The organism is Canibacter zhoujuaniae (assembly GCF_011752005.1).
In the GTDB taxonomy this organism is placed as follows: Bacteria; Actinomycetota; Actinomycetes; order Actinomycetales; family Microbacteriaceae; genus Canibacter; species Canibacter zhoujuaniae.
This window is the reverse complement of record NZ_JAAIJZ010000001.1, coordinates 259,615-284,552: the sequence shown is the minus strand read 5'-3', so window position 1 is coordinate 284,552 and position 24,938 is coordinate 259,615. Positions and strand designations below refer to the sequence as shown.

Here is a 24,938-nt window from a genome sequence, read left to right as displayed (position 1 = left end):
GCCTGCGGAGTCTCGCTAGTGTTCCGCCTGCTGCCAGTCTGGACCAAAACCGACCGACACTTCCAGCGGCACAGCAAGTTTTGCGGCCGAGGCCATCTTTTCACGCACCAGCTTCTCCAAAGCCTCGCGCTCTCCCGACGCCACTTCAAACATTAGTTCGTCGTGAATTTGTAGGAGCATTCGCGATTTAAGCCCAGCAGCCGCAATTTCACTTTCAACTTTCAGCATCGCGATTTTAATAATGTCAGCTGCGGTGCCTTGAATTGGAGCGTTTAAGGCGGCACGTTCTGCGGTTGCCCGCAGCACACGATTTGGTGAATTTAGCTCTGGGAATGGCCTGCGGCGCCCAAAAAGTGTTTCTGTGTAGCCGTCAGCCCGAGCTGTTTCCACTACCTGCATCAAATAGTCTCGAATCTTTCCAAATCGTGCGAAGTAGTCTGTCATCAGCTGTTTCGCTTCAGTTTGAGTGATACCCAACTGCTTGGCGAGCCCAAACGGGCCCAAACCATAGGCGAGACCGTAAGACATCGCTTTCACTTTTGCGCGCATAACAGGAGTGACCTCCGCTGCTGTAACTCCGAAGACTCGTGCACCAACTGAGCGGTGCAGATCCTCACCGTCATTGAACGCTTCGATGAGCGCCTGGTCTTCAGAGAGGTGCGCCATCACCCGCATTTCAATCTGGGAGTAGTCTGCTGTCAACAGACCAATGTATTCGGAACCGTGTGTGAAGGCTCCGCGAATCCTGTTACCCGCTTCGGAACGGGTTGGAATGTTTTGCAGATTTGGTGAGTTAGACGCTAAGCGCCCTGTTGCCGCCCCCACCTGGTAGAGCGTGGAGTGAATGCGACCGTCAGCTGCGACCGCTTCTTCAAGCGAGGTGATAATTTGTGAGAGCTTGGTTGTTTCACGGTGTGCTAGCAGCGCATCCAGAAACGGATGCGGGCTCTTTGCCTGCAGCTCATGCAGTGATGCCGCATCTGTAGAAAATCCGCTCTTAATCTTCCTGGTCTTTGGCATCTGTAGTTCGTCAAACAGCACCGTCTGCAGTTGCTTCGGCGATCCTAGATTAACCTCACGACCGATCACCTGATAGGCGCGCTGTTCATACTCTGCGATTGCATCGCGCAGCTCCGCCTGTTGCGCAGCAAGCAGCGGTGTATCTATCGCAACTCCCCTGTGTTCAAGGTTAAACAGCACTTTCACAAGTGGCAGTTCAGTGCTGTAATAGAGCTTCAGCCCCGCATCGTGGAGTGATTCAAGAGCTTGCTCGTGAATTTGACGTGTCAGCCAGGCGCGCTTCGCTGCACCGGTTGCAGCCTCAAGGTCTGGCACGAGCTGACTCATATCAGGCTCAACAACTTCAAACTGCAACAGCTTCTTTGCAAACCCTTTAAATGAACGGTCTGTGAAATCAGGGCGCCAAATAGAAGCCAGCAGCTGGGCATCGCTGAGATTTCCAAGCTCTGGGGTTGTTAATTTAGCAAGCAGGTGCAGCAACGCTTTAGCGTCGAATACGATTTTCTCTTGCTCGCTTTTCAGCCATGTTTCAAACTCACGGTAGTCAGCAGTGCCCGGTTTCCAGTCAAATTCAACTGTGCCGTTTGCCGCCGCAACGCCCACTCGAATTACACCGTCGCGATTAATATCCCAAAAATAGAGCGCAGGCCTGTCAGCCTTCTTTAACCATGTCACCAGCTCTTCGCCAATGAGGTGAAGCGGTGGTGTAAAAACCTGCGGCTTAGGTGCCTGCGCACTGTCATTACTAAACGCAACTTTAGAGGATCGCTGCCCCGCTGCACCATGTGCATCATCAGCTGCGGTAGCACCATTATTGTCGAGGCCGGCAAACTTTTTTACACGGGTCAGCAGCGTTCTAAACTCCAGCTTGCTAAAAATTTCTGTTACAGCTGAAATATCAACAGGCTGTCGCTCTAACTGTGAAATCACGACGGGTAAATCTAAATCACGTCTCAGCTCGTTTAAGCGTCGGTTGCGTTCAACGTTTTCAACGAAGGTGCGCAAATTTTCACCGGCTTTGCCTTTGATCTCATCACGATGGGCCAGAATTTCTGTGAGTGAGCCGTAGTGATTGATCCATTTAGCAGCTGTTTTTGGCCCCCAAAGCGGCACCCCCGGAAGATTATCGCTGGTCTCACCGACAAGCGCAGCTAAATCCTGATACTGGTGCGGGTAGACGTCATATTTTTCTTTCACCGCCTGAGCGTCATACTCTTTTAACTTTTTTACGCCCTGCGCAGCCGGATAAAGGAGGGTTACATCATCGTTGATTAGCTGGATAGTATCGCGGTCGCCAGAAACCACCAACACCCTATATCCGTTGTCGCGCCCAATTACAGACAGCGTCGCCAGAATATCGTCAGCCTCAAACCCCTCCTGCTCGAGTGTGATGATGCCGAGCGCGGCAAGCGCCTCTTTTAGAAGTGGCACCTGCCCTTTAAACTCCTCCGGAGTTTCACCGCGAGTTCCTTTGTATTCCGGATATTCCTCAGTTCTAAATGAGTGCCTTGAAATATCAAAAGCCACCGCTAACGCATCTGGTTCGTACTGCTCTAGCAGGGCAAGCAGCATCGCGATAAAACCATGAATCGCATTGGTGTGCTGCCCCTCAGAGTTCTGAAAGCGCTCTACCGGCACCCCGTAGTAGGCTCTAAACGCGAGTGAGTGGCCGTCGATAATCATCAAGGTAGGCTTTGTATTAGACACACTTCAAGGCTACCGCTCCAGTGTGTGAGTTTATAATCACCTTCCGGTTAGAAAGGTCAGTAATGGCTGAGAATCAGCAGGTTAAAGACGGCATGTTATGGGCTGCGGAACGCACATTCGGCAGGTTGGCTGAGCGAATGGGTATTAAAGTCAAAGAGTTTAATTCTGAGCGCGCAGTGGCGACAATGCCTGTAGAGGGCAACACGCAACCGATCGGACTTTTGCACGGGGGTGCTTATGTTGTGCTCGGTGAGTCTCTCGGTTCAATGCACGCAAACTTCATCGCCCCTGAAGGCTACGTCGCGGTGGGCGTTGACATCAATGCAACTCACACTAATTCGGCTGTTAGTGGCACGGTGACTGGTGTTTGCGTGCCGGTACATGTTGGCCGCTCACTCACTGTGCATGAGATAGTTATAACCCGTGATAATGATGGTAAACGCTGCTCAACAATTCGGATCACCAACTTTTATAAAAAACTTGAGAGAAAGCCTTAACTAAATAAGTGTGGCGCGCCCCGAAGGACGCGCCACACTTATTTAATCTAGGAACTAGTCGTCTTTCTTAGCACCCAGTTGATCAATAATGGTTTTGGCAACATCCTGCATTGTCAGCCGGCGATCCATCGATGCCTTCTGAATCCAACGGAATGCTTCTGGCTCGCTCAACCCCATTTTGTCATTTAGGATACCCTTCGCACGATCCACAAGTTTGCGAGTTTCAAAGCGCTCTGCGAGATCCTGCACCTCGTTTTCAAGGGTTAGAATCTGCTGGAAGCGGGAAACTGCGATTTCTATTGCAGGAAGCAAATCGTCTGGAGTGAATGGTTTTACAACATAGGCAAGCGCTCCCGCCTCAGCTGCGCGCTCTACCAATTCCCGCTGGCTAAAGGCGGTCAGCAGTACAACCGGGGCGATGCGTTCCTTGTTTATTTTCTCGGCTGCTGAGATGCCGTCAAGCTTCGGCATCTTCACATCCATAACAACAACGTCGGGGTGCAGCTCCTCTACAAGGCGCACAGCTTCCTCACCGTCGCCGGCTTCACCAACAACGTCGTAGCCGTTATCTTTTAGCGTCTCAACAATATCAAGACGAATCAATGATTCATCTTCTGCAACCACTACACGACGCTGCGCGCTCGTTTCACTCATGATTACCTTCCATCTAGTCGGGGACTCGAAACTACTGTGTTTATTAATTTCAAATACTAAAACAAAACATCATCTGGGCGCAGGCACGGTCCGCCAATATTCTCAAGCTTGTCGATAGCCTGAATTTCTTCCACAGAAAGAACGAAATCAAATAGCTCAGTGTTTGACCTAATGCGAGCGGGAGTCACCGACTTCGGCAGTGGAATAAGCCCGTGTTGCAGTGCCCAACGTAAGCTAACCTGCGCAGTTTCTTTACCGTGACGGTCTGCAATCTCCTGGAGCACCGGATGCGCTAGCACGGCCTGCTGCCCGAGCGGGCTCCAAGCCTCCACCACAATATCGTGATCTTGGCACCATTTTATGGCGTTTGCTTGATACCAACCCGGGTGCACCTCAATCTGATTCACCATCGGCCGCACTTTTGCGGTTTCTTCAAGCGCCTCTAGGTGGTGCGCCATAAAGTTTGAAACTCCGATAGCTTTTGCTCTGCCCTGCTCGTAAAGGTGCTCGAATGCCCGCCACGTGTCAGCATTTAATGCTTTTGCTTCCGAACCAAACTGCAGGTAGTTTGCTGGCCAGTGCACAAGCAGCAGGTCGACATAATCAAGACCTAGCTTCTCGAGTGAGCCTTCAGCTGCAGCGAGAGTTTTTTCAAAGCCGCGCTCGGTGTTCCAAACTTTTGTGGTGATAAAAAATTCGCCTCGCCCAACGCCGCTCTCACGCACCGCTTCACCCACACCAGCCTCATTACCGTAAATTGCTGCGGTATCAATATGGCGGTAACCAGCTTTAATCGCCTCAGCAACGGCTATCTTCGTTTCGTCAGGGGGTGTTTGAAAGGTTCCAAACCCCACGTTTGGAATAGTGTTGCCGTTTGCAAGGGAAACTGGATTATTGATACTCATAGCGTCAATTTATCAGGCAACTGCTTGCATTATCCTGGGTGTCGCACGCCTCACTCCCGTGCTGTGCAGGAATATACTCATACTCATGGTGAGTTTTAAGAAATCGGACGCACAGGGATACTTCGGAAACTACGGTGGGCGCTTCTTGCCGCCGCAGTTAGAACGCCCAATTGCTGAGGTTGCGGAGGCCTATGCTGAGGCGCTTAAAGATCCGGAATTCGTAGCCGAGTGGGAGCGGTTACTCGCCGAATACGTCGGTCGTCCATCACCTCTTTATTTTGCTGAGAAACTTTCGAAACATGCCGGTGGCGCAAAGATTTATTTGAAGCGTGAAGATCTTAATCACACCGGTGCACACAAAATCAACCACTGTATCGGCGAGGCTCTGCTCGCAAAACGGATGGGCAAAAAGAAGGTTATTGCTGAAACAGGTGCCGGCCAGCACGGTGTCGCGCTCGCCACTGCTGCGGCGCTGGTTGGGCTCGAGTGCGAAATTCATATGGGTGCTATCGATGTTGCGAAGCAACGACCTAATGTGGTGCGCATGCAGCTGCTGGGTGCAAAAGTTGTGCCAGTTGGTGAAAATGTCGCTGGTGGGGGTGCGCTGAAAGAGGCAGTAGACTCTGCTTTCGATGTTTTTGCGCGCGACTATGAAGATACTATGTTTGCTATCGGATCGGTGGTTGGCCCTGATCCGTACCCAAATATGGTGCGTGACTTTCAGTCGATCGTCGGGCGCGAAGCTAAAGAGCAAATTCTTGCGCACGAGGGTCGTCTGCCAGACGCACTGGTTGCCGCAGTTGGGGGCGGATCAAACGCGCTTGGTTTGTTTACCGAATTTCTTGACGATGAGTCGGTCGCAATTTATGGGGTGGAGCCGGCCGGTAAAGATTTAAACACTGTCGGTGAGCACGCCGCGACTATAACCTTCGGCACAGACGGTGTGATTCACGGGATGCAGACACTGGTGTTGCAGGATGAGTCGGGCTCCCCCGCTCCGGTGCACTCTATCGCCTCTGGTCTCGACTATCCTGGCGTCGGCCCGCAACACGCTTTCTTGAAGCAGGAGGGGCGTGTGACCTATGAAACAGCGAGTGACGCTGAGACACTCGAAGCGTTTAAGGCACTGTGTAAATATGAGGGCATCATTCCAGCGCTCGAGTCTTGTCACGCCGTCGCCTACGCGCTAAAACTGGCTGCCACCCTTGATAAAGACAAGATTATTATTGTGAATCTGTCGGGTCGTGGTGATAAAGATATTGACTACGTTGCCGAAAAACTCGGTCTGTAGGCTCACTGTTTATTACACAGCAGTGCAGACTGCTGTCGACACCTTTTCAAAAAACTAATCACGACAGTTCAGCTGGATCAAAAGAACTTCTTCAACTGTTTCGTGGTTTTCAGGGATCTCACCTGACGTGTGAGATCCCAAGCCAAACTAAATAATCACGACATTTCTCCGTGTAATACTTGGAACTATGACTGTTGAAATGTCTCAGGGAGAAAGTTTGCAGGAGTTCTTCTCCCCTGTTTTGGCGAAGATTAAGGTTTCCGCGCACAGAGCACAGGCGCTAGAGATTCTTCAGTGGATTCACCGCGAATTCCCAAATCTTAAAGCGCGGATCGCGTGGAATCAGCCCATGTTTACGGACCATGACACATACATTATCGGTTTGTCTTTTGCTTCTAAACATCTGTCGGTGTCACCGGAGCAGGCTGGCATCGCGTATTGCGAAGAATCACTGAAGAAACTGAAATTATCCTATACGGCAAACTTATTTCGGATCCCGTGGGGTGCTGAACCACCGTATGATCTGTTGCGAAGCGTAATTGAATTCAATATTGAGGATAAGAAATCAGTGACAGGTTTCTGGCGTTAGTTACCAAGTTTTCTGAATGTAGGTGAGTAGCTATGAATATGATTTCAATGTTTGAGCGTTATCAGCGACTCGTGAAGACTTTACCAAAACGGTTGCGTTGGTTTGCTTTTGTTTTTGCCCCGGCAAGAACGAGTTTCATAGTCTTCGCAGCAGGCCTGTTGAGCGTTGCAGGTTCTCTAGCTATCACGATGAGCATCGGTAGAGTGTCATCGGATTCTGTCACTCCAGTCAGTGTTATCTGGTTGCTTGTTTTAGGGTTTCTAGCTGAAAGTTTTGGGGATTGGGTGAAAGAACGTCAGGAGAGTCTTCTGACGTTAGCAGTGCGCCAACTGACTTATCGGCGGTTTAGCGAAATTTTTAAGCGTTCAAATCCTCCTAAGCAAGCACACGAGCATGTACTAACGTACCCGGCGCAGATCAGTCAGTTTGCATATGTTGTTGACTTTACTGTTTCAACGGTTCAGATTGTTGCTTTCCTCGCTATTTCACTCGCGCTGTATGGTGCAGGCGGTGCGGTTGCTGCATTACTTATTGCTGGATTAGTTTTCATTAGTGTCAAACTCGTGAAGCTGGTTGGAAACCTGTGGGAGCAGTATGTATCTTTGGAGGGAGAGCGTAGACGCTGGATTCAACGGCTAGTTGATTCGTTACCCCGCGGGCGTGCTATCCCCAGTTGGACTGGCGCCCTGGGCAAGGTTTTAAGCATCAGAAAATCCGAAGAGCAGCTCCTGAAAAAGCGCGTACGGTTACAGGTTTTGAATGGATTCCTCGAGCAGGGAGCCTTGACCACCGTGCTTGCTCTTGTTGCTATTCTCGGTGCGTGGCTTTTCCCTGCCGCAAGCTTCGGCATTGGAATTATTTTGGCGGCCCGTTACCTGTACGCGGCAGTGCAGAACAACATTGTTAATTATCGGGTTATTCGCTTGGCTAAGCCGATGATGCACGAACTTGACAGGCTAGAGAAGACTCTGGAAACTACCGCTGATAGTCAGAATCTAGTGTCACCTCCTTCGAAAGGTGTAGAGGTGCTTGATTCTGCTTCTGATCGCGCTGATGCTTTACGCAAATCCGCAACCGGCAGCGATGCAGCTTTCGTACCTAGCAACCCGGAAATGCCCCAGACAGTGTTGCTAGCGTGGCAAAATTCTGCATCGAATGAAGAAATATCCCGGTTTACGAATTTTGCTTTAGACATGGGGGTGAAAAAAGACGCGATAGAACGGTTCTGGGTAGATGCAAAGACTCTATCTTCTGGCGAAAGACACCGCGCAGCTATCGCTCTGGTCTTGGTGGACGAACCAGAATGGTTGGTGCTAGACGACACGTTCACAGCTCTCGACCCGTTTACGCGTGAAATCGTCGCCAAAAAAATTCTGGAGCTTGTGCCCGCGTGTACGCTTTTAACTAGCTCCGAAGAATACGTTCCTAACTTGTTTACTTCCGACAGTGGAGAACAAAAAAATAAGGGGCTAGAGGGTGGCGTTCCGAGAGCTGTGGGAGCAGTAGAAGCTGGTTCTGCGGATACAAATGAGACAGTGGATCTTCCAGATCCGCAGCCGAAGCAGGCAACTTTCCGTAGATCAGTGAGGCTGTTGTTTGGCCCTCACGTGGTTTGGGTTTTAGTTGGCGCTCTGCTGCTGGCAGGTTCCGAAGTCGCTTTTGCCTTAACACTTGCTCAATCTGACGAGTTATCTACTCTGCTCGCTACTGTTTCAGCTGCGTGCGCGCTGGCAGCACTAATCGGATCTGTGCTGTTCTTTGGCTCGCTCTACCGAGCCCCTATTGCGAGGTTAAGCAGCCTGCACAGCAGGGTTGTGCAAAGGATTGACCGTTTCGCTAGTCCTCGGACAAGTGGTTCGGTTGTGGGACGAATTGGTGAGGACTTTTCTGATCTCCAAATGTCAGTACCTAGCGCCCTAGGCGCAGTCTTCCTGGTAATCGTACAGACCGTTATGCTCATTGGCGGTGCAGTTGCTGGCGCCCCACTGTTTATTATTGTTGTGCTAGCGGTTGCTCCCCTAGCGGTTCTTGCTATGCGTCAAGGTTCAAAATGGATTCTTCCTGCTTCAACAGCGACCGCAAATAGTCGAGGAGAATTCATCGGAGCAGTTGGCGCACAGGCGGGTATGCACACTCTACCCGTGAGTGCCGGGCTCCGTCGGGCCGGGGAGGATGCCTATGCTAGTTCAGAAGCAGCATATGTCAGAACTTCTGTTCAGCTAGCTAACGCTTACGCGCTCCGTACAGGACTGATTCAGCTACTAGTGTTCTTGTTGAATATTTCTGCCGTGATACTAGTGCTGTTGTACGGTAATTCAAATTCGTTAGTTACTTCCGCTGCCGTAATCTACTTTGCTGTGACACTATCTTCTGGTATTCAATCCACGGTGGAAACGCTGCAGGAAGTTGGTGTAGTTAGTTTGACTGCAGAGCGTATCAGAATGCTTGAAGAGGTTCAGTCGTCTCGTGCGGTTCCAACAGTTAGACCCGCTGACCTGAAACGACTCGAGGACGCTCTTGATAAGAAATATCCGATGGTCGCGCTGATTGGGTCAACTGGCGTAGGGAAATCTGTCATACTTGATGCTTTATATCGTCAGCGTCCTGAGGGCGAAGTAGCTATTGTGCCTGATATAGACCCGTTTGCGTCTGAAGAATCAGGTTTGAGCGGTGTCGCGCTTGCCCGATCGGTCCTGCACGAAGGGACAAGCCAACTTATTCTGCTAGACGAGACTTTGAAGAAACTCACCCCTGCAGCAGAACGTGCTGAGCTTGAATCGCTAGCCTGCGCTCTCGAAAAAGCTGGGAAACAGGCTGTGGTCGTTCTTCATTCACGTTCTAACCTTGATTGTTTCAAGGCAGTGGTTAATCTGGATGAGTGAACTGACACAGATGGTACGCTTTTATCCAAAAACGATTAAGGACTACCATCGTGATTTGTATCACAAAGGTAGTCCTAATAGTGCCGGAAGTGGGACTCGAACCCACACACCTTGCGGCGCCGCATTTTGAGTGCGGTGCGTCTACCAATTCCGCCATTCCGGCTGGCGCTGCTGAAGCATAGGCCAAACAGTCTGCCTGCTCCAGCATAGCGCAAACTTTACTGACTTGCAGCCTCCAACACGTGTTTCCGCGGCCCAGCTTCAGGCAGACGACCAGTCGCCTCGCCTATGCGATGAATACGCATAGTGTTAGTGGTGCCAATTATTCCCGGAGGTGTGCCACAAATGACTATGCAGAGATCCCCCACCTGTGCGGAGCCGTCGCCGAGTAAGACATTATCGACCTGCTCAAACATCTCATCAGTGGTGCTAACACGCGGCTCCTGATAGCTCTTCGCACCCCAGGTAAGCTGCATACGACGCACAATATCTAGTGATGGAGTGAAACCAAAAATTGGCACGGATCCGCGCAGGCGTGACATACGGCGCACGGTATCCCCCGACTCCGTAAACACACAAACAAACTTCGCTCCAACGAAGTCAGCAACCTCTCCCGCAGCAAGCGTCAGTGCACCGCCTTGCGTGCGCGGTTTAGTCGCAATAGGTTCGATGCGCCCGAGCGCTTTCTCCTCAGTCGCTTCGATAACCTTCGCCATAATCGACACAGCCTGCACAGGATGCGCACCTACGCTAGTTTCGCCAGAGAGCATCACAGCGTCAGCACCGTTAATGATTGCGTTTGCGCAGTCAGATGCTTCCGCCCGTGTCGGGCGTGGGTTTTCTATCATCGACTCGAACACCTGCGTTGCAACAATAACAGGTTTCGCATTCTGTCGGGCAAGCTGAATCGCATCCATCTGCACCAGCGGCACCTCTTCGAGCGGTAGTTCAACACCAAGATCCCCGCGGGCAACCATAATGCCGTCAAAGGCTTGAATAATCTCCTCGAGATTTGTGACCGCTTGTGGCTTCTCGATCTTTGCAATTACCGGACGGTGAATACCCTCTTCCGCCATAATTTCGTGCACACGCTTGATGTCTGCAGCATTGCGCACAAAAGAGAGTGCGATGTAGTCAGCGCCAAGTTTTAGTGCAAACCGCAGATCTTCCTCGTCTTTTTCAGACAGTGCTGGCACATTAACAGCAACACCGGGCAGGTTGATTCCCTTGTTATTGCTCACCGCGCCGGGCACCTCAACCACAGCGTGCACGGTGTCGTCTGTCACTTCAGTAGCACGCAAAACAACTTTGCCATCGTCGATTAGGAGCGGATCCCCAACGCGCACATCTCCCGGCAGACCCTTGTGCGTTGTTCCGACAAGCTCACGCGTTCCAACTACGTCACGAGTTGTGATCGCGAAAGGATCACCGACCTCGAGTTCGTAGGGCCCACCGTCAAACTTCCCGAGTCGAATCTTCGGGCCCTGCAAATCTGCGAGCACCGCAACAGGCCTGCCAACCTGCTGTTCGGCTCTGCGAATATTCCGGTAGATCCCTTCATGCACAAGATGGGTGCCGTGCGACATGTTTAAACGAGCAACGTTCACTCCAGCAGTAATAAGCTCCAGCGTGTTTTCAAAGCTGGCAACCGCCGGCCCCCAAGTAGCAACAATTTTTGCGTGACGCATAATTTTTAAGCCTAAACTTTCTGATTCATCGAATCCATGGTTTCATGTGCACTGACATTAGAAACCTCTGGATGGTTAAGAATGTGGTGATATTTTTCACCATCGGCGGTGTCTTTCAGGGTTGATTTTCCGGGTCGGTCAGCACCATCCCTGTAGACACTAATTTCCCTGCCTGTGTGGCGGCGTGATTGGATAAAGATAATCAAAACACCCAGCAAGATAGCTGCTAGCGCCGTTAATCCGTTGGTGCGCAGACCAAAAAACTCGTATGACGGATCCAAGCGAATTCCTTCAAGCGCCATGCGCCCCAGGCCATACCAGATCAGGTACATGCCAAAGAATTTACCCCACCGCGGCTGCAGTTTCTTTTCGAGCGTCAGCAGCACGGCTAAGCCGAGCAGGTTCCAGAGGATCTCATACAAAAACACCGGATGGAAATAGACACCGGCAGGTGCACCAACCGGCAGAGCAGGATTGCCCGGATCAATCTCAAGACCCCAAGGGAGGGTGGTTGGTGATCCGAAAAGTTCTTGATTGAAATAGTTACCGATACGGCCAATAGCTTGCGCCAAAAGCAGCCCGGGAACTAAAGCATCTGCCAGTGACCAAAACCTGACACCGGTCAGGCGTGATGCAAGAAAAACACCGAGTGCACCACCAAGCAGCGCGCCGAAGATAGCGATTCCGCCGTTCCAGATGGCAAACACCTCTAAAGGATTGGCGCCCTCATAAAAGAACTCATCCCAGTGGGTGATGACGTGATACAGGCGAGCCCCGACGATACCGAAAAAAACTGCGGAGACCAGGAAGTAAAACATCGCATCTTCATGACCGCCACGCTTCGTTAAGCGCCGCGCGGTGTATACAGTCGCGACTACGATGGCAAGCAGCATAGTGACTGAATAAAATTTAATCTGCAACGGCCCAAGATTAAACGCGTTAATATCTGGGCTTGGAATATAAAAACTGTGCATCTCTTGCCTTTTTCGGTATCTTACGAGGCTACTTTTAACTTAGTTCGTCTGCATTACACTGTGTTAGTTTACGAGTTATGCAAACGCTTGGTTCCTGTTGCTAATTCTGCCGCAACAGAACTGAGCCTATCTATCCCACCGTCACGCAGTGCTTTTACGAGTGCGGTGCCAACGATCGCGCCGTCTGCGTAACCAGCAACAGCTTTCACATGCGCAGCATTTGTGATTCCGATGCCGACACACACGTGTTTTGCACCTGCGGCACGTAAGCGCTGCACCAAACTTTCAGCAGCGGCATCCAGCTCTTCACGGGCTCCGGTAATGCCCATCGTTGAAACCGCGTAAACAAAACCGCGACTGTTTTCAGCGATCAACTGTAGCCGCTCATCGGTCGAGGTCTGTGCCGCAAGAAACACTCGATCAAGATCGTATTTCTCTGCAGCAGCGATCCATTCACCAGCGAACTCAGGAGTGATATCTGGGGTAATCAGCCCCGCGCCACCCGCATCCCGCAAATCTGCAGCAAAGCGATCCACCCCATACTGCAGAATCAGGTTCCAGTAGCTCATAACAAGAATTGGTGCTGCCACCCGCTCTGAAATTGCTTTAATCGCAGGAAAAATATCACGCACACGGAAGCCGTTTTGCAAAGCAATAGTTGTTGCTTCTTGGATGACTGCACCGTCCATAACCGGGTCAGAATAGGGCGGCCCAAGCTCAATAATATCGGCGCCAGACTCAACCAAAGTAACTGCAGCTGCAACGCTTGTTTCAATATCGGGGAAGCCAAGCGGCAGATACCCCACCAAAGCAGCGCGACCGGCAGCTTGTGCAGCCTCGATTGCAGCGGTTACCCGGCTCATCCCTCGGCTCCTTCGTCAATCAAGTTGAAATATTTAGCTGCGGTATGCATATCTTTGTCGCCACGGCCTGAGAGGCAGATAACGATAGTTTCTGATTCGTCCATATCGCGTGAAACTTCAATCGCTCCTGCAAGCGCGTGCGCCGACTCAATCGCCGGGATAATACCCTCGCAGCGAGTGAGCATGCGGAGTGCTTGCATCGCTTCGTCGTCGGTTGCACCGATGTAGCTCACTCGCCCAATATCATTGAGCCACGCGTGCTGCGGGCCAACGCCCGGATAGTCTAGACCGGCTGATATTGAGTGTGACTCGATTGTTTGACCGTCTTCGTCTTGCAGGATGTAAGTCTGCGCACCGTGCAAAACACCCGGCCGCCCACGTTCGATAGATGCCGCGGTTTCGGTGGTATCTAGCCCCTTACCCGCTGCCTCAACTCCGTAAATAGCGACCTCAGCATCGTCAAGGAAAGCATTAAACATTCCGATTGCGTTGGATCCACCACCGATGCAGGCAACAACTGCGTTCGGCAGGGCGCCGGTGCGCGAAATCATTTGTTCTCGTGCTTCTTCCCCAATAATTTTTTGAAAATCACGCACCAATGTTGGGAAGGGGTGGGGGCCGGCGGCCGTCCCGAAAATATAGTTTGTGGTTTCAACCGTGGCCACCCAATCACGAAACGCGTCGTTAATAGCGTCTTTAAGTGTGCGACTCCCAGAATTAACCGCAACAACCTCAGCACCCAAAAGACGCATTCTAGCGACGTTCAGAGCCTGCCGTTCAGTGTCGAGACCACCCATGTATATTGTGCAATCAAGGCCTAAAAGAGCCGCGGCTGTGGCGGTAGCAACACCGTGTTGGCCGGCGCCTGTTTCAGCAATTACACGAGTTTTCCCGAGCCGTTTGGTCAGCAGCGCCTGACCGAGCACGTTATTGATTTTGTGCGAGCCGGTGTGGTTGAGATCTTCGCGCTTCAGAAAAAAACGCGGCCCTTTGCCGCTTAAACCAAGCTTTTCACGCGCAGCTGCAGCAAAACGTGGCACCTCCGTTAGCTCAGATGGGCGCCCCGCATAGTGTGTCAGTAGCTCAGCTAGCTCAGCTTGGAAGTCTTTGTCATTAAGCGCGATCTCATGCTGTCTGCTCAGATCATCGATCGCCGCAATTAATGATTCAGGCATATAACGCCCGCCATATTCACCAAAGAACGGACCAGATGCTGTGCTCAATGACACGAAAAACTCCAGACTTTAAAGTGATGGACGTCGCGCTGTCGCGCGAACTACATTAATTTACCAAGTCTATCTAGGCTACCGCTGAAAATGCGGCTACAGCTGCTGCAGGATCACCGTCGCGCACAAGAGCCTCGCCAACCAGCACAACGTCAGCACCACCTGCCCGGTAGTGCGCGACATCTGCAACCGAGGCTACAGCTGATTCAGCAACACGAATAACCCCGGAAGGAATATGATCAGCGACTGAGGCAAATAGATCACGGTCGAGCTCAAAGGTTGAAAGATTGCGGGCGTTCACGCCAATGATCTCAGCACCAATGTCTACCGCTCGTGCAACCTCTTCAGCAGAGTGAGTTTCGACCAGCGGGGTGATTCCGAGCTGCATCGAGAAGTCATAAAGCCTCTGCAGCAAAGGCTGCTCTAAGCCAGCAACGATGAGCAGGGCCATATCCGCCCCAGCTGCCCGCGCCTCAAGAAGCTGAAACTCGGTAGCGATAAAGTCTTTGCGGAGCACCGGAATCGATACCCCACGCTTCACCTCGGCAAGATCTGCAAGCGAGCCTTTAAATTTGCGACTCTCTGTCAGCACCGATATCGCTGCCGCCCCGCCAGCTTCATACTGTTGCGCTAGCGACTGCGGGTCGCGAATATCAGCCAGCTCCCCCTTCGACGGAGAAGCGCGCTTCACTTCAGCAATGACCTTAATAGTTTCGTCTGGCGCGAGAGCGCTAAGCACGTCCAGCGGTTGCGGGCTCGCTGCAATCGCTGCTTCTAGCTCACTAATGGTGGTTGCTGCCTCACGGGCTTTAGCGTCTTCAAGAGCACCCGCGTATAAGTCACTAAGCACGGGAGATTAATGACCCTTTGGCGTGTACTTCGGGCCGTTTACTCCGTAGCCCGCCTTTGACAGTATGAAGCCCAAGAGCAAACCGAAAGCTGCTACGCCTGCACAGATAAACACAGCAACCGGCTTATCGAAAAAGAAGAAAAAAGCGCCGGCAACAAAAGCAAGCAGAATTATTATCACTGCAGTCCACGCTGCTGGTGAATCACCGTGACCTGGATCATTAATTGGGTTATTCAAGGAATCCTCCGAAGTAATACTCGAACTCCCCCAATCTTATCTAATACTGTGGCCCCGCGTGAGAGCAGACACACCTGGCAATAGGCTAAGATAGCCTCGAGCCTCCATAGCTCAGTGGATAGAGCAACAGCCTTCTAATCTGTTGGTCGCTGGTTCGAATCCAGCTGGGGGCGCGTGTGTGCATGCGAAACTATTGAGAACGGCCTCTGTTGATGAAGCGCACAAAGTTTCCAAAAGAAGCGTGGGTTCTACTCGGCGGCTCCTTCATGATCGCCTTGGGTTACGGCATCGTAGCTCCGGTCATGCCGCTGCTCGCAAACTCTTTTGGGGTTAGCTTTGCTGTTGCCGGGCTTGTGGTCAGTGTCTTTGCGGCAATGCGTTTTGTTGCTGGACCACTCGCAAGCTTCTTCACTACACGATTTGGTGGGCTGCCGGGTCTGCTAGTCGGCCTCTCTATAGTGACTGTCACAACAATTTTCTGCGCATACGCTGCAAGCATGACAGAGCTGCTGGTGTGGCGCGCACTCGGAGGCATAGGCTCAGTGACATTCTCGGTAGCCAGTAGTGTCATGCTTTTTGGGCTCGCCCCAGCAACCGCCCGCGCACAGATTGTCAGCTTAAACGCCGCAGCTTTTCTGTCGGGTAACATCATTGGCCCGCTGCTTGGCGCGCTGCTGGTTCCCTTTGGTATGCGCGCACCGTTTATTGTCTACGGCGTCATATTGGCTCTTACAGCGGCACTGATTGCCGTGCTCTTGCGCAACAGCCGCGTTGGGCGCAAACCTGATAGCCGCGCCGCAAAAAATTCCGCGATGACGCTTGGCGAGGGGTTGCGCTTTCAAAGCTTTCGAGGTTCACTCATCGGCGGTTTTTCAAACGGCATTGTCTGGGGTATGCGTATGGCCATCCTGCCGCTGTTTATCGCATCGTATATTTCGAAGGATCCGGCCGCCGCTGGTTGGGCTATGGCCGCCTATGCGGCCGGAAATGCGCTACTCGTCGTGCCTGCGGGCAGGTTGAACGACCGGCTCGGCCGCAGGCCGCTAATTATTATTGGAACACTCGTCAGCGCTGTGGCACTGCTACTGCTCCCCTTCAGCACAGAGATTATCTTGATGATTATCGTGGTCGCCATTATCGGTATGGCGGGCGCACTCGCCAACCCGGGAATCAACGCAACAGTAGCTGACGTTGCAGGTAAGCGCGGTTCAGCGAAACTGATAGCGAGCCTTTCTATGGTGACAGACCTTGGGGTGGTGATCGGCCCTGTTGCCGTCGGCGCGCTACTGGACGGAGTGAGCCCGCTCGCCGCGTTCTGGGCCTGTGCTCTGATGATGCTAATAACCTGCACGGTTTGGGTATTTAGCCCGGAACCGCTGCGACTTCACACCAAGCAGAGCTCTGAAGTGCTGCCAACAGTTAGCCCAGATATTGCTCCTGCAACCGGCGCTATCTCAATCGTTGAACTACCGGAGACAACGGGATCGATCCCGATTGCCGGTTTTGATCCGCAAGAAAAATCGGAAGAAGATTAGCCTTCGAGATTATCCTGCCCCGGAAGCCAGGTCAGCCCTGGTTTGCCCCACTTGCGTTTACGCTTGATTCGCATTGCTTCGCGGTAGTCAAAATCTCCGAGCCGGTCGATATAGAGATAGCCGTTCAGGTGGTCGTATTCGTGCTGCATGATGCGCGCAAACCATCCGGTTGCATCTATTTGAAACTCTCTGCCGTCAATGTCCTGCGCGGTGAGCAGAGCACGCTCGGCTCGACGCAGCGCAAACCGCTCACCCGGGAACGACAGGCAACCCTCAACCTCAAGCTCTTGATCGGGATCCCCAGGCTGCGGGGGTGAAATTAGCAGCACGGGATTGATCGCAACCCCCTGCGCTGGTGCGACATCTTGGTCGGCATAATCCCACACGAAAATACGCTTTCCAATTCCAACTTGGGGAGCTGCGAGCCCAACTCCCGGGGCTGCAACGGTCGTCTCATACATGTCGTCAACAAGTTTGCGTAGCGCCGCATCGAACTCTGTCACAGGGCTTGCGGGGGTGTGCAAAACCGGTTCACCACAAATTGTTATTGGAAGAATAGCCATACCTCAAGAATAATCGCTCAGTAAGATGAGTAGATACCCCCTTACTCTCCCCTATTACGTTAGAGACAAATAATGACAAATTACCCCTCAGACAAAATAGTCTGGATCGACTGCGAGATGACAGGCTTAGACGTCAGCAAAGACGCACTTGTCGAAATTGCACTGATCATCACCGATTTTGACCTACAGCCGGTGGCTCCCGGGCTCGAAGTTGTGATTAATCCAGGCGCAGCAGCGCTTGAAAATATGAACGAATTTGTGCGTGACATGCACACAAAATCAGGGCTGCTTGAGTCAATACCGAGCGGAAAAACGCTTGCAGACGCTGAGGCTGAGGTCATTGCATATTTGAAGAAATACGTAAGCGGTAACAGGCGGCCACTGGTGGCGGGCAACACTATCGGAATGGATCGTCGTTTTATCAGCACATATCTGCCGAATTTTGATGCACTACTGCACTACCGCAGCATAGATGTATCAACCGTTAAAGAGTTAGCAAGACGCTGGTTTCCCACAGCTTTCGACTATTCACCACCAAAGTTTGGCGGGCATCGTGCGCTTGCTGATATTGCTGAATCTATCCAGGAGCTTGCATACTTCCGTCGTGTGATCTTCCAAAATAGTGGTATCGACGCCGACACTGCGCAGTTGAAAGAAGCGCAGCTGCACACTCAAAAAGCGTTTAAAGAGTTGTTAGAAGACTCAGGAGTCTCGCTGCAAGACACGCGGCACGCCGAAACTGCCTAAACTTGGAACAAGAGATTTAGTTGCGCTATGCTGGCATAGTTGTCGGCGGCAACAGTTGTCGACACATGGTGGCTATAGCTCAGTTGGTAGAGCACCGGCTTGTGGTGCCGGTGGTCGCGGGTTCAAGTCCCGTTAGCCACCCCAGTTAAAGACCTACTCCGGTAGGTCTTTTTTATTTCACCGTTCAGCCAGCACAGCTCGCGCGCACTGCTCATCGACCACCAGTTCCGTAATTAACCCTGCCCGTAAAGCACCAAGCAGTGAATACCGTTTTGTGGGGCTCGCCACCACACACAGGCGGCTCGGAATGCTGCGGATCTGCTCGAAGCTCGGCCCGCTCGAACGCTGATTCAGCGCAATACCATCGGTGCTACCGTCTACACGATAGAAGGTTGTCGCACAATCACCCACAATCGCTTCGGTTTTAATCTGCTCCCGATCTGCACCATCAAGATACTCATCGGCGAAAACATGCGAGGGAAGGCCTGCTTTTGGTGAGCCGAGACCGAAGACAAAAAGACCGGCGCGCTGCTGCAGATCAAGCACACTGCGCACCGATCTCTCACGCCACATGGCCTCTTTTGTGCGCGGATCATCAAACAGCGCGGGCACAGGAAACTGATGCAGTGAGGCTCCGAAAGCTTGGGCGAACTTGCCAAAAATACTGCCCGTATAGGAGACCCCACTGGTGCGCACATTCGCAGCGCCGTTCATCTGCACCACGTTGACATCAAATACGTCTTTCGTGGGCAGGTGCCTAGTAATTGCTGACAGGGTTGCCCCCCAGGCAACACCGACGGTCAGTCTCGAGTCAATCGCTGCGGCAACAGCTTTTGCGGCAACACGCGCCGTTCTATCTAACCGTTCGAGCTCATTCACCCGGCTTGAAGCTGGCACAACTGTGGCAAGCACATCAAATTTTTTGTTTAACCGCTCTTCAAGACGGCTGCGATCCCCTGTGGGCGCGTGTATCTGTATCTCAACCAGCCCCTGCTCGCGCGCGTATGCCAACAGTCTCGAAACCGTTGAGCGCGAGGTTCCCAGCGCGCGGGCAATAGCCGCCATTTTTTCGTTTTTCTCGTAGTAAAGTTTGGCCGCAAACAGTGCATCTTTAATGCGCAAATTTTCATTACCACGAACCATATTGCCGTCCTAGCATGTAACTCTAAGCTGTGATTTCAGTGTACATGCGAAAATTCTTGCACATATGTGCAATTCGTTTGCAAAAATATTCTCAAGGCGTAAGGCTGTAGGCAATGATTGGTTGTGGTGTACGCCAACGTGATCCACAAGATCTTCGAAGCTAACCTAAGGAGCTAGAGAGTGAACATCGAAGTTACCCGTAGCGCGGTAAAGTCGCTGCAGGATCGCCCGCACGCAGACGTTCTGATTATTGGCGGGGGCATCAACGGTCTCGCAACCTTCCGCGACCTATCTCTGCAGGGTGTCGATGTCGCCCTAGTCGAACGCCATGACTTCGTTTCGGGAGCCTCCTCCGCATCAAGCCATATGGTGCACGGCGGCATTCGCTACCTCGAAAACGGTGAATTCCGTCTCGTGCAGGAGGCTGTCGTTGAGCGCAACCGTCTCATTAAAAACGCGCCTCACTACGTCAAGCCGCTGCGCACCACGATCCCAATCTTTTCAACATTTTCAGGCATTTTAGCTGCGCCATATCGACTGCTGGTCAGCCACGGCACCGGGAAGCCAAAAGAGCGTGGCGCAGCCCTCATTAAAACCGGCCTCACACTGTATGATCTCTTCTCACGCGACGGCGGAGCAGTCCCCCGTCACAGGTTTGTGGGCGCGAAAAAGAGCCGCGCTGAATTCCCACAGATGCGCGACGATGTGAAATACACAGCCACCTACTACGACGCCTCTATGCACGATCCTGAGCGCATCGCACTTGATGTTTTGGCCGATGGTGAGTTACTGGGTGGCGAGAAAGCACGCGCCGCAAACTACGTTGAGGCCGTTGGCTTCAAGAATGGCGAGACTGTGCTTCGCGACAACCTGAGCGGAAAAGAGTTCAATTTTAAGGCAGACGTGGTGCTGAACGTCTCTGGCTCTTGGACCGACCTCACCAATGAATCACTCGGCAATGACACACAGTTTATGGGCGGCACAAAGGGCTCACACATTGTGCTCGACAACCCAGAACTCTACGCCGCAACAAACGGTAACGAAATCTTCTTTGAGCATTCAGACGGTCGTATCGTGCTCATTTATCCTTTCAAGAATCGCGTGCTTGTGGGCACCACCGATATCGACGCTGATCCAGCAAAACTTACGGTTTGCACCGACAGTGAAATCGAATACTTCTTTGACCTGGTAAAGCACATCTTCCCGCGCATCAAGCTGGAGCGTGAGCAGATTGTTTACACCTTCTCAGGGATCCGCCCACTGCCAAAACACGATGACACCGCTCCCGGCTTCGTCAGCCGCGACTACCGCATCGAACGCCAGCAGATGTTTGGTGTGCCAGTGCTCAGCCTGGTTGGTGGAAAGTGGACAACCTTCCGTGCGCTCTCAGAGCATCTGGCAGACGACACCCTCAAAGAGCTTGATGTGCGCCGCAAAGCAAACACCGTCGAAATGCCAATTGGTGGTGGCCGCAACTATCCAAAGGGTGATAAAGCACGCACCAAGTGGATCGCGAAGCATAAAGGAGATCACTCCGCCAATCGCGTGGAACAGCTGCTCGAACGCTACGGCACCCGCGCAAAAGACATCATCGCAAGCCTGCCAGAGACTGAAACTAAACTCAGCGCTGTGCCAGGCTACACAGCAGAAGAACTCGCCTACCTTGCCGAGCACGAGCAGGTTGTGCACCTTGACGATATGCTCCTGCGTCGCACCCATATCGCTTTCCGCGGCGGCATGACAGATGAGACTCTGCAGCAGGTTACCGATGCAATTGCAGCTCCGCTTGGGTGGGATGAAAACCGGCAGCAGGCTGAAATTGAGCGAACCACCGAAAAGCTAAGGATAGAACAGCGTGTCATCCTCGGCGAGCCAGGTGTAGCGCCTGAGCCGGAAGCGGCACAATAGGTCTAAGTAACGTTAGAAACCGCTGAATAATCAGCAATAAACCAAATAACAATAAAGAAAGGTCAATGTCGACATGGATACTAATCTCGGCTTGTACTTCCTGTCTGAGGCTGTTGGTACCGCCATGCTTATCCTGCTTGGCTGTGGCGTTGTCGCAAACGTAGTGCTGAAGGGCACTAAAGGCAACGGTGGCGGCACCCTCATGATCAACTGGGGCTGGGGCCTCGCGGTTTACGCGGGTGTGCTAGTGTCTGTTTACTCCGGCGCACAGCTCAACCCAGCAGTGTCTCTCGGCCTGCTCACCGCAGGTTCAATCACTGCTGCACAGTTCTTTACAGCTGTTGCCGCTCAGCTTGTTGGCGCCGTCATCGGTGCTGTGCTGTGCTGGCTCGCATACAAGGAGCACTTCGACCTCGAAGAAGACCCAGCAAACAAGCTGGGCGTATTCTCAACAGGCCCTGCAAACCGCTCATACGCTTGGAACTTCATCACCGAGGTTATCGCTACTTTCGTGCTCGTTTTCGTAATCTTCGCATTCGCTAACTCTGGTGTTGCAGAAATCGGTGTGCCAGGCGGTCTTGGTGCGCTCACCGCTCTGCCAGTAGCTCTGCTCGTTGTTGGTATCGGTGCATCACTCGGTGGCCCAACCGGTTACGCTATCAACCCTGCTCGTGACCTCGGTCCACGTATCGCACACGCAATCCTGCCAATTAAGGGCAAGGGTTCAAGCGACTGGGCATACTCATGGGTGCCTGTTGCAGGCCCACTCGTTGGTGGCCTACTTGCCGCACTCGCTGCGCCAGTTCTGCTCGCAGTAGCGGTTTAATTTAAGAGCCTAAAGAGGTACAAAAATGTCTAAATATGTAATTGCAATCGACCAGGGCACCACTTCAAGCCGTGCAATTGTTTTCGATAAGTCTGGCAGCGTAATTTCAGTCGGCCAGAAAGAGCATGAGCAGATCATGCCAAAAGCTGGCTGGGTTGAGCACGATCCGATCGAAATCTGGAAAAACACCCAGGAGGTGATCGGTGTAGCCCTCGCTAACGCCGACATCACTCGTCACGACGTGGCCGCCATCGGTATCACAAACCAGCGCGAGACCACCGTTGTTTGGGATAAGAACACCGGTCAGCCTGTTTACAATGCAATCGTGTGGCAGGACACCCGCACCCAGAAAATCGTAGACGAGCTCGCAGACGGCGACACCGACCGTTACAAGGATCGTGTGGGTCTGCCGCTGGCCACCTACTTCTCGGGCACAAAAATTAAATGGATTCTGGACAACGTCGAGGGTGCACGCGAAAAGGCAGAGGCTGGCGATCTCCTATTTGGAACCACCGACTGCTGGGTGCTCTGGAACCTGACCGGCGGCTCACAGGGCGGCGTGCACGCAACAGACGTTACAAATGCGTCGCGCACTCTCTTCATGGATCTGAAGACACTGAGCTGGGATGAAGAAATTCTCGCAGACTTCGGTGTGCCGCTATCAATGATGCCTGAGATTCGCTCTAGCTCTGAGGTTTACGGTCACGCACGTGACAACTCACTGCTGCGCGAGACTCCAATCGCAGGCATCCTCGGTGACCAGCAGGCAGCAACCTTCGGTCAGGCCGCATTCGAGGCTGGCGAAAGCAAGAACACCTACGGCACAGGCTGTTTCTTGATCTTCCAGACCGGTGAAGAAATCGTGCACTCAGATAACGGTCTGCTCACCACCGTTGGTTACAAGATCGGTGATGAGCCAGCACACTACGCTCTCGAGGGTTCGATTGCGGTGACCGGCTCACTGATTCAGTGGCTGCGCGACCAGCTCGGAATCATCAAGGATGCACCTGAGGTTGAGACCCTCGCCAAGGAAGTCGAAGACAACGGCGGCGTTTACATTGTGCCAGCGTTCTCAGGGCTTTTTGCCCCCTACTGGGATTCAACAGCGCGCGGCACGATTGCCGGTCTGACCCGTTACTCAAACAAGAACCACATCGCACGTGCGGCGCTGGAAGCAGTGGCCTACCAGACTCGCGACGTACTCGACGCTGTTAACGCAGACGCCGGTGTAGATCTGACCGAGCTGAAGGTAGACGGTGGCATGATTGCAAATGACACTCTCATGCAGTTCCAGGCTGATGTGCTTGGCGTGCCGGTTGTGCGCCCTGTTGTTGCAGAGACCACAGCTCTCGGCGCTGCATACGCAGCAGGTCTTGCGGTTGGTTTCTGGGCAGACAAAGATGAGCTTTCAGCCAACTGGCAGGAGGATCGTCGTTGGGAGCCACAGATGGAGGATGCCGAGCGCGACCGTCTGCTGCGCAACTGGAAGAAGGCAATCACCAAGTCACAGGCTTGGGTTGATGAGGATGTTGACTAAACCCACATCAGCTAACAGCTGCCTTTATTAATAAGTGTGAGCCCTGGGAAACTTTCTCAGGGCTCACACTTATTAAAAGAGAACTTAAGTAACTGCAGCAGTATTGCACGACTTAGAAGCCGCTAGGCCGCCGAGAAATTGCGCGATCTATCGTGAACTGCCCAAGCACCCGCGTGCCAATATAGAGCACAGCTGACTGTCCTGGTGCCACCCCTGTCAGGGGCTCATCCACCGTCACAACAATCTCGTGTGTTGCCTCAGCGCGGTGATTCTCAGTGCGCTCTGCCTCGTTAATCTCTATCAGCTGCGCTGTTGCTGGCGCCGGGTCAGCGTGTGCGCGAATCTGCACCTCACACCTAAACGGGGAAGCAAGATCAAACCCCGGTTCACTGGTGAGAGAGTAGCGACCACCGGCAATCGTTGCTACATTTAACGCTTCTTTCGGCCCGACAACCACTTGGTTTGAAACCGGCCGGATAGAGAGCACATAGCGCGGTTTTCCGTCCGGCGCTGGGCGACCTATTGCAAGACCGCGACGCTGCCCTACCGTGTATCCCTGTGCACCGTCATGCCCGCCAACAACGTTACCGTCCTGATCGACTATGTCACCCGGTTCGCGATGCATATGCTCATCGAGCCAGGCGCGTGTGTCGCCCTCCGGGATAAAACAAATATCGTAGCTGTCAGGTTTTTGCGCAATCTGTATGCCGCGCTCAGCTGCTTCTTGTCGAACTAGAGTTTTTGACGGGGTGTCCCCCAGCGGGAAATAGCAGTGCCGCAGCTGATTTTGTGTGAGCACACCCAAAACATACGACTGGTCTTTTGCTTCAGCGCTCGCCCGATGCAGCTCGATACCGTTTTCAGTCTCTAAAACATTGGCGTAGTGGCCGGTAGCAACCGCATCAAAGCCGAGCGCAATTGCTTTATCAAGCAGCGCCTCAAACTTAATTTTTTCGTTGCAGCGCAAGCATGGGTTTGGGGTGCGACCGGCCTCATACTCTGCCACAAAATCATCAACCACATCGGCTTTAAAGCGTTCGGAAAAATCCCACACATAAAACGGGATATCTAGCAGGTTTGCTACCCGGCGCGCGTCCATCGCGTCTTCCACCGTGCAACACCCACGACTGCCGGTGCGTAAGGTGCCGGGCATCCGGCTCAACGCCAAATGCACCCCGACAACATCATGCCCCGCTTCTTTTGCACGTGCCGCTGCAACGGCGCTGTCCACGCCTCCGCTCATTGCTGCCAAAATCTTCACTCGTGTAGTCTACCGGCTCACTAGCTGGGTAAATC

General features: G+C 52.7%; 21 protein-coding genes and 3 tRNA genes. 11 read left to right on the top strand and 13 right to left on the bottom strand.

Annotated features, from left to right (window positions below; translation table 11 throughout):
* Nucleotides 1-15: 15 nt before the first annotated feature.
* Nucleotides 16-2,703, bottom strand: coding sequence for a DNA polymerase I (polA, locus tag HCR00_RS01320; protein WP_167142922.1), 2,688 nt, complete (start codon nt 2,701-2,703; stop codon nt 16-18).
* An 86-nt stretch (nt 2,704-2,789) separates the two neighbouring features.
* Here polA and HCR00_RS01315 point away from each other — a divergent pair, with 86 nt between their 5' ends.
* A complete protein-coding gene (locus HCR00_RS01315) occupies nt 2,790-3,224 on the top strand; it encodes a hotdog fold thioesterase (RefSeq protein ID WP_167142105.1) in 435 nt (144 codons plus the stop codon).
* Nucleotides 3,225-3,278: 54 nt separating this feature from the next.
* Here the strand turns inward: HCR00_RS01315 and HCR00_RS01310 are convergent, their stop codons facing one another.
* Together HCR00_RS01310 and HCR00_RS01305 are read right to left on the bottom strand one after the other, a co-directional pair.
* The gene (locus HCR00_RS01310) at nt 3,279-3,878 is read right to left on the bottom strand and encodes an ANTAR domain-containing response regulator (protein ID WP_166984898.1); all 600 of its coding nucleotides are present in this window, start codon (nt 3,876-3,878) and stop codon (nt 3,279-3,281) included.
* Between the two features lie 56 nt (nt 3,879-3,934).
* Complete coding sequence (locus HCR00_RS01305; protein ID WP_167142103.1) at nt 3,935-4,783, bottom strand: aldo/keto reductase; 849 nt, start codon at nt 4,781-4,783, stop codon at nt 3,935-3,937.
* An 85-nt stretch (nt 4,784-4,868) separates the two neighbouring features.
* Between HCR00_RS01305 and trpB (HCR00_RS01300) the strand changes: the two genes are divergently transcribed.
* The 3 genes from trpB (HCR00_RS01300) (at nt 4,869) to HCR00_RS01290 (ending at nt 9,545) form a co-directional block, all read left to right on the top strand.
* The gene (gene trpB / locus HCR00_RS01300; protein WP_167142100.1) at nt 4,869-6,074 is read left to right on the top strand and encodes a tryptophan synthase subunit beta; all 1,206 of its coding nucleotides are present in this window, start codon (nt 4,869-4,871) and stop codon (nt 6,072-6,074) included.
* 187 nt (nt 6,075-6,261) lie between these two features.
* Nucleotides 6,262-6,663 carry an iron chaperone gene (locus HCR00_RS01295; protein ID WP_243854488.1) on the top strand — a complete coding sequence of 134 codons (402 nt, stop codon included), beginning with the start codon at nt 6,262-6,264 and terminating at the stop codon, nt 6,661-6,663.
* A 32-nt stretch (nt 6,664-6,695) separates the two neighbouring features.
* Entirely contained in the window at nt 6,696-9,545 is a 2,850-nt protein-coding gene (locus tag HCR00_RS01290) for a hypothetical protein (protein WP_167142097.1), read from the top strand.
* A gap of 81 nt (nt 9,546-9,626) precedes the next feature.
* On the opposite strand, the gene HCR00_RS01285 is transcribed toward HCR00_RS01290, so the two are convergent.
* The 7 genes from HCR00_RS01285 to HCR00_RS01255 form a co-directional block, all read right to left on the bottom strand.
* Nucleotides 9,627-9,708: transfer RNA gene (locus tag HCR00_RS01285), tRNA-Leu, on the bottom strand.
* A gap of 55 nt (nt 9,709-9,763) precedes the next feature.
* Nucleotides 9,764-11,233 (bottom strand): pyruvate kinase, encoded by a 1,470-nt coding sequence (gene pyk, locus HCR00_RS01280; RefSeq protein ID WP_167142094.1) that lies wholly within the window; start codon nt 11,231-11,233, stop codon nt 9,764-9,766.
* Nucleotides 11,234-11,244: 11 nt separating this feature from the next.
* The gene (gene lgt, locus HCR00_RS01275; RefSeq protein ID WP_167142091.1) at nt 11,245-12,207 is read right to left on the bottom strand and encodes a prolipoprotein diacylglyceryl transferase; all 963 of its coding nucleotides are present in this window, start codon (nt 12,205-12,207) and stop codon (nt 11,245-11,247) included.
* Between the two features lie 68 nt (nt 12,208-12,275).
* Nucleotides 12,276-13,070 (bottom strand): tryptophan synthase subunit alpha, encoded by a 795-nt coding sequence (gene trpA, locus HCR00_RS01270; RefSeq protein ID WP_167142088.1) that lies wholly within the window; start codon nt 13,068-13,070, stop codon nt 12,276-12,278.
* On the bottom strand, nt 13,067-14,299 hold the full coding sequence (gene trpB / locus HCR00_RS01265) for a tryptophan synthase subunit beta (RefSeq protein ID WP_166984918.1): 1,233 nt from the start codon (nt 14,297-14,299) through the stop codon (nt 13,067-13,069). The genes trpA and trpB (HCR00_RS01265) overlap by 4 nt, the downstream gene beginning before the upstream one ends.
* A 70-nt stretch (nt 14,300-14,369) precedes the next feature.
* Entirely contained in the window at nt 14,370-15,146 is a 777-nt protein-coding gene (gene trpC, locus HCR00_RS01260; RefSeq protein ID WP_166984920.1) for an indole-3-glycerol phosphate synthase TrpC, read from the bottom strand.
* 6 nt (nt 15,147-15,152) lie between these two features.
* A complete protein-coding gene (locus tag HCR00_RS01255; protein ID WP_166984922.1) occupies nt 15,153-15,383 on the bottom strand; it encodes a DUF6704 family protein in 231 nt (76 codons plus the stop codon).
* A 100-nt stretch (nt 15,384-15,483) separates the two neighbouring features.
* On the opposite strand from HCR00_RS01255, the gene HCR00_RS01250 reads away from it, so the two are divergent.
* A tRNA-Arg gene (locus tag HCR00_RS01250) sits at nt 15,484-15,556 on the top strand.
* Between the two features lie 39 nt (nt 15,557-15,595).
* Nucleotides 15,596-16,918, top strand: a complete 1,323-nt coding sequence (locus HCR00_RS01245) for an MFS transporter (RefSeq protein ID WP_167142085.1) — start codon at nt 15,596-15,598, stop codon at nt 16,916-16,918.
* Here HCR00_RS01245 and def read toward each other — a convergent pair.
* On the bottom strand, nt 16,915-17,481 hold the full coding sequence (gene def / locus HCR00_RS01240; RefSeq protein WP_166984926.1) for a peptide deformylase: 567 nt from the start codon (nt 17,479-17,481) through the stop codon (nt 16,915-16,917). The genes HCR00_RS01245 and def overlap by 4 nt on opposite strands.
* A 72-nt stretch (nt 17,482-17,553) precedes the next feature.
* On the opposite strand from def, the gene orn reads away from it, so the two are divergent.
* Together orn and HCR00_RS01230 are read left to right on the top strand one after the other, a co-directional pair.
* Nucleotides 17,554-18,228: an oligoribonuclease gene (gene orn / locus HCR00_RS01235; protein WP_166984928.1), complete on the top strand. Its 675-nt coding sequence runs from the start codon at nt 17,554-17,556 to the stop codon at nt 18,226-18,228.
* A 68-nt stretch (nt 18,229-18,296) separates the two neighbouring features.
* A tRNA-His gene (locus HCR00_RS01230) sits at nt 18,297-18,372 on the top strand.
* Nucleotides 18,373-18,405: 33 nt separating this feature from the next.
* On the opposite strand, the gene HCR00_RS01225 is transcribed toward HCR00_RS01230, so the two are convergent.
* On the bottom strand, nt 18,406-19,371 hold the full coding sequence (locus HCR00_RS01225) for a sugar-binding transcriptional regulator (protein WP_166984930.1): 966 nt from the start codon (nt 19,369-19,371) through the stop codon (nt 18,406-18,408).
* Nucleotides 19,372-19,551: 180 nt separating this feature from the next.
* Here HCR00_RS01225 and HCR00_RS01220 point away from each other — a divergent pair, with 180 nt between their 5' ends.
* The 3 genes from HCR00_RS01220 (at nt 19,552) to glpK (ending at nt 23,642) form a co-directional block, all read left to right on the top strand.
* Nucleotides 19,552-21,279: a glycerol-3-phosphate dehydrogenase/oxidase gene (locus HCR00_RS01220; protein ID WP_243854486.1), complete on the top strand. Its 1,728-nt coding sequence runs from the start codon at nt 19,552-19,554 to the stop codon at nt 21,277-21,279.
* Between the two features lie 73 nt (nt 21,280-21,352).
* Nucleotides 21,353-22,105, top strand: a complete 753-nt coding sequence (locus HCR00_RS01215; protein WP_166984932.1) for an MIP/aquaporin family protein — start codon at nt 21,353-21,355, stop codon at nt 22,103-22,105.
* 25 nt (nt 22,106-22,130) lie between these two features.
* A complete protein-coding gene (glpK, locus tag HCR00_RS01210; protein ID WP_166984934.1) occupies nt 22,131-23,642 on the top strand; it encodes a glycerol kinase GlpK in 1,512 nt (503 codons plus the stop codon).
* A gap of 112 nt (nt 23,643-23,754) precedes the next feature.
* On the opposite strand, the gene mnmA is transcribed toward glpK, so the two are convergent.
* Nucleotides 23,755-24,903, bottom strand: a complete 1,149-nt coding sequence (gene mnmA, locus HCR00_RS01205) for a tRNA 2-thiouridine(34) synthase MnmA (protein ID WP_243854485.1) — start codon at nt 24,901-24,903, stop codon at nt 23,755-23,757.
* Nucleotides 24,904-24,938: the final 35 nt, after the last annotated feature.

Excerpts from the sequence above, each read along its gene's own strand:
- HCR00_RS01290 (WP_167142097.1), top strand. The coding sequence starts at position 6,696 with ATGAATATGATTTCAATGTTTGAGCGTTATCAGCGACTCGTGAAGACT.
- lgt (WP_167142091.1), bottom strand. The coding sequence starts at position 12,207 with ATGCACAGTTTTTATATTCCAAGCCCAGATATTAACGCGTTTAATCTT.
- polA (WP_167142922.1), bottom strand. The coding sequence starts at position 2,703 with ATGATTATCGACGGCCACTCACTCGCGTTTAGAGCCTACTACGGGGTG.
- HCR00_RS01315 (WP_167142105.1), top strand. The coding sequence starts at position 2,790 with ATGGCTGAGAATCAGCAGGTTAAAGACGGCATGTTATGGGCTGCGGAA.
- HCR00_RS01295 (WP_243854488.1), top strand. The coding sequence starts at position 6,262 with ATGACTGTTGAAATGTCTCAGGGAGAAAGTTTGCAGGAGTTCTTCTCC.
- def (WP_166984926.1), bottom strand. The coding sequence starts at position 17,481 with ATGGCTATTCTTCCAATAACAATTTGTGGTGAACCGGTTTTGCACACC.
- HCR00_RS01310 (WP_166984898.1), bottom strand. The coding sequence starts at position 3,878 with ATGAGTGAAACGAGCGCGCAGCGTCGTGTAGTGGTTGCAGAAGATGAA.
- glpK (WP_166984934.1), top strand. The coding sequence starts at position 22,131 with ATGTCTAAATATGTAATTGCAATCGACCAGGGCACCACTTCAAGCCGT.
- trpB (WP_167142100.1), top strand. The coding sequence starts at position 4,869 with ATGGTGAGTTTTAAGAAATCGGACGCACAGGGATACTTCGGAAACTAC.
- HCR00_RS01245 (WP_167142085.1), top strand. The coding sequence starts at position 15,596 with ATGAAGCGCACAAAGTTTCCAAAAGAAGCGTGGGTTCTACTCGGCGGC.
- HCR00_RS01305 (WP_167142103.1), bottom strand. The coding sequence starts at position 4,783 with ATGAGTATCAATAATCCAGTTTCCCTTGCAAACGGCAACACTATTCCA.
- HCR00_RS01225 (WP_166984930.1), bottom strand. The coding sequence starts at position 19,371 with ATGGTTCGTGGTAATGAAAATTTGCGCATTAAAGATGCACTGTTTGCG.
- orn (WP_166984928.1), top strand. The coding sequence starts at position 17,554 with ATGACAAATTACCCCTCAGACAAAATAGTCTGGATCGACTGCGAGATG.
- trpA (WP_167142088.1), bottom strand. The coding sequence starts at position 13,070 with ATGAGCCGGGTAACCGCTGCAATCGAGGCTGCACAAGCTGCCGGTCGC.
- pyk (WP_167142094.1), bottom strand. The coding sequence starts at position 11,233 with ATGCGTCACGCAAAAATTGTTGCTACTTGGGGGCCGGCGGTTGCCAGC.
- HCR00_RS01215 (WP_166984932.1), top strand. The coding sequence starts at position 21,353 with ATGGATACTAATCTCGGCTTGTACTTCCTGTCTGAGGCTGTTGGTACC.